A 3,156-nucleotide genomic window follows, 5' to 3' on the forward strand; every position below is an offset into this window, starting at 1 on the left:
TATTTTGCTCATCGGACACGCATTTTGTTAAAATGAAAACCGATGAGTAATAGGTGTATGTCAGATTAAGTTTGAGCTACTACAATTAATAATAAGATTTTGATTAAACTCATCAACTAGAAGTTGTTGTATTTTTTTTATTGCGCTCCCCGAAGTAATTGTCCAATCATATATCATTAACCCTAATCTATCGTTTTCTATAGATAATTTCGGCTTGTTCATCTGTAAGTTTTTTTAAATTCTCTAAAGTAGGTTCTATCCCCAAATCTTGTTTTGCATATGATACCCATGTATTCCAAGCTATCCCTTTATTAGTCGCTCCGCCTGAATCATTTGGGTTATTTACATATCCTCCTTCATGCTTTAATACTATTTTGGAAATTCTATGGAATTTTAAGGAACAATCGTCTATTTTAATTTTAGTCATAACAGAGATACCCACCGGATGAATAAACCACGCTTTGCCATCAGCACTAAGCGTGGCAGGTGGAGTGGTGTCTGTTGCGGTGGTTGTAGCGGTTGGGGTACTGGTTGTCTCGCCATTTTTTGGGGGCGTGTCATTTTGTTGGTTTAACTTCGCTAAGCCTTTAGCTACATCATCCCACCACAACATCTTTTTTATCTTCTCTTTGGTCTTTTCCCAAGCTGTTACTTGTTTTTCTAATGCTTCCATTTTGGCATAAGATTCAAACTGCGCTTCAGTCAGCTTTTTCGAGGGGGATTCTTTATAATCAGCAGGAAAACGGTTTATTTCTCGTCTTAATGTTTCAAACCCTTTCGCTTCAGGCGAGTCCTTTGTTTTACCGACACTACTTAAATATGCCTCGAATTTTGCTTCGTCACCTACAGCTAAAAATCCCCTATTTTGTCTATCGTTTTTATCAATAAACACATGCATCAATTGCAGAACAATGAAGCCATTTTTTTATGGCTTTATTTTTCGGGGTAATATACTCAATATAATAAAATTCATTATTTATCTTTAATAAATTAACTACATCACCTTTAACTAAATACATTTTTGTTTTTTCATTTACATTGGGTTTATTGAATAAATAGGATTTCATGACTAAGTTATATGCATTTTCATAATTAATTTCATTATTAGATTTAACACAACTACCTTTTACTTTACCATTTTTCCACCCATCAACTCTAGGTCTTATTTTGTTGAATAACTCGTTGTTTTTAATAAATTCATCTAAACCAATTTGGATTTGATTATAACAATATTTTGCTGTGAACTTTTCGTTTGATGACCATTCCTGTATTTCAAAGCTTACTTTATTAACTATATATAAATTAGTATCTTTATTTAAGCCTATATCATAATAAATCTTGAAATACCCTCTATCTGGAAAAGTGGTTATTATTCTTATTAAATTATTCTCACCATAACGTGTTAATACTTTTTCAAAACGATTTCCTCCGTCTTCATCAAAACTCGGGATCTTTATAATCAAATTATTATTATGGTAAAGATTAATAATATTTCTATTATTTTCAGTATCGAAAACTGCCTTATTAACTACCTTGTGATCAATATTAAACGTCAATTTCTCAGCATATGAATTTCTGAAAAAAGCAATCAAAAAGATAAATAATATTAGTTTAAATTTCATTATTGTTTTCTTTCTTTATTAAGATATTTTATCAATCCCTCTTTCGTTGAAAATTCGCAGCGTTCTTTTGTTTCAAAATCATCTATACAATTGATTTTTGATATAAAAGAATCATCTCCTATAAAATATAATGCTCTTAATATACCATCATCTTCTACAAATAAAGGTAATTCTATAAAACGATACCATGTCGTTAGCTCTGTACCTTCTTTCAATAAAATGTAGATATATTTATTACCGGATTTTTTTCTAGTAAATTCGAAGGCACTTACTACTTCACTATTTCCATATTGATATGAATAAACTTCTAGTGCTTTATACAATTCTCTATTATTATTAGTTAAAAAATAAACCTCTAAATTACGTGTTTCATTGTCAAATGAATTGCTAAGAAATAGAGCGGTACCTTTCTTACCTTTATATTCAACATCAATTGGTGGATGAGCTATGTTATTATATTTAGGAAATCGAAATTGTTCTGGAATAGTATCTAAATTCTCATCAGGATCAGCATAAGCATTTTGTCCTATAAAAATTAAGCTTAATAATATAAACAACATTGTTTTAAACTTCATTGTAATTCCTCATTAAAAAGAAATAGAATCAAAAATTTTTTCTTTTTTTATTTTTTCAAAGTTTTCCCGACGATTTTTATAAGTTTTAGTATTTTTATTGATTATTTCTGTAATTTTATCAACATGTTCTCCTTTATCTCCGTTATCTGCCTTTTTATGTAATTTATATTCCAACCAGAAATATACTGCAGATAACAATAAATAATCCTTGGAAAGAACCAAATCGGGATTTGTGACAAAATCGACCTTAGTCTTATACATTTGTTCATACCAATCTGTTAATCCTTGATAATTTGCTTTACCTGTTAACTGAAACATACCACGTCCTCTAAATTTCCAACCATCACCACTATTAATATCACCATTCCCCATTCTGTTTCCATATATTTGATTTGCTATGGCTTCTTGATCTGCAGCATGCGGATTATTCTCTGGTTTATCTACTCGACCATATAATTTTGCTTCACTAGGGTTTTTACGGAAATAACTAAAAGCACTTAACGCACTGTAACTATGATTTAAACTTTCAGCGGATGAAGTGCATTTAGCCCCGACTTCTTGCAAACTTTGAGCAAAAAAATGAGTTAATCTTAATTCAGTATCTAGATGAAATAATTTATAGTTTTTGTTAATATCACGAGCTATATTATTTAATGTTTCATTATCTGCTTGCGTAAAAATACGTTTTAACATATCAACTGTTATACAAAATTTTGGTTTGAAATTAAATAATGCCACCGGATGCATAAACCACGCCTTGCCATCAGCGCTAAGCGTGGCAGGTGGAGTGGTGTCTGTTGCGGTGGTTGTAGCGGTTGGGGTACTGGTTGTCTCGCCATTTTTTGGTTGCGTGTCGTTTTGTTGGTTTAACTTCGCTAAGCCTTTAGCTACATCATCCCACCATAACATCTTTTTTATCTTCTCTTTGGTCTTTTCCCAAGCTGTTACTTGTTTTTCTA

4 protein-coding genes are annotated in these 3,156 nt (G+C 31.2%); all 4 read right to left on the reverse strand.

Annotated elements, in window-relative coordinates; genetic code table 11:
- Positions 1-187: 187 nt before the first annotated feature.
- On the reverse strand, positions 188-898 hold the full coding sequence (locus GQ589_RS11470; protein ID WP_202115095.1) for a glycosyl hydrolase 108 family protein: 711 nt from the start codon (positions 896-898) through the stop codon (positions 188-190).
- The gene (locus tag GQ589_RS11475) at positions 882-1,622 is read right to left on the reverse strand and encodes a hypothetical protein (RefSeq protein ID WP_160426338.1); all 741 of its coding nucleotides are present in this window, start codon (positions 1,620-1,622) and stop codon (positions 882-884) included. The genes GQ589_RS11470 and GQ589_RS11475 overlap by 17 nt, the downstream gene beginning before the upstream one ends.
- A complete protein-coding gene (locus GQ589_RS11480; protein ID WP_160426340.1) occupies positions 1,622-2,197 on the reverse strand; it encodes a hypothetical protein in 576 nt (191 codons plus the stop codon). Before GQ589_RS11480 ends, GQ589_RS11475 begins: the two co-directional genes overlap by 1 nt.
- A gap of 12 nt (positions 2,198-2,209) precedes the next feature.
- Positions 2,210-3,156 (reverse strand): hypothetical protein (locus tag GQ589_RS11485; RefSeq protein WP_202115096.1); only part of this gene is annotated, 947 nt, incomplete at its 5' end.

Source organism: Gilliamella sp. Pas-s27, assembly GCF_009795865.1.
Lineage (GTDB): Bacteria > Pseudomonadota > Gammaproteobacteria > Enterobacterales > Orbaceae > Gilliamella.

Coding starts and splice junctions, on each gene's coding strand:
- GQ589_RS11470 (WP_202115095.1), bottom strand. CDS start 898: ATGCATGTGTTTATTGATAAAAACGATAGACAAAATAGGGGATTTTTA.
- GQ589_RS11475 (WP_160426338.1), bottom strand. CDS start 1,622: ATGAAATTTAAACTAATATTATTTATCTTTTTGATTGCTTTTTTCAGA.
- GQ589_RS11480 (WP_160426340.1), bottom strand. CDS start 2,197: ATGAAGTTTAAAACAATGTTGTTTATATTATTAAGCTTAATTTTTATA.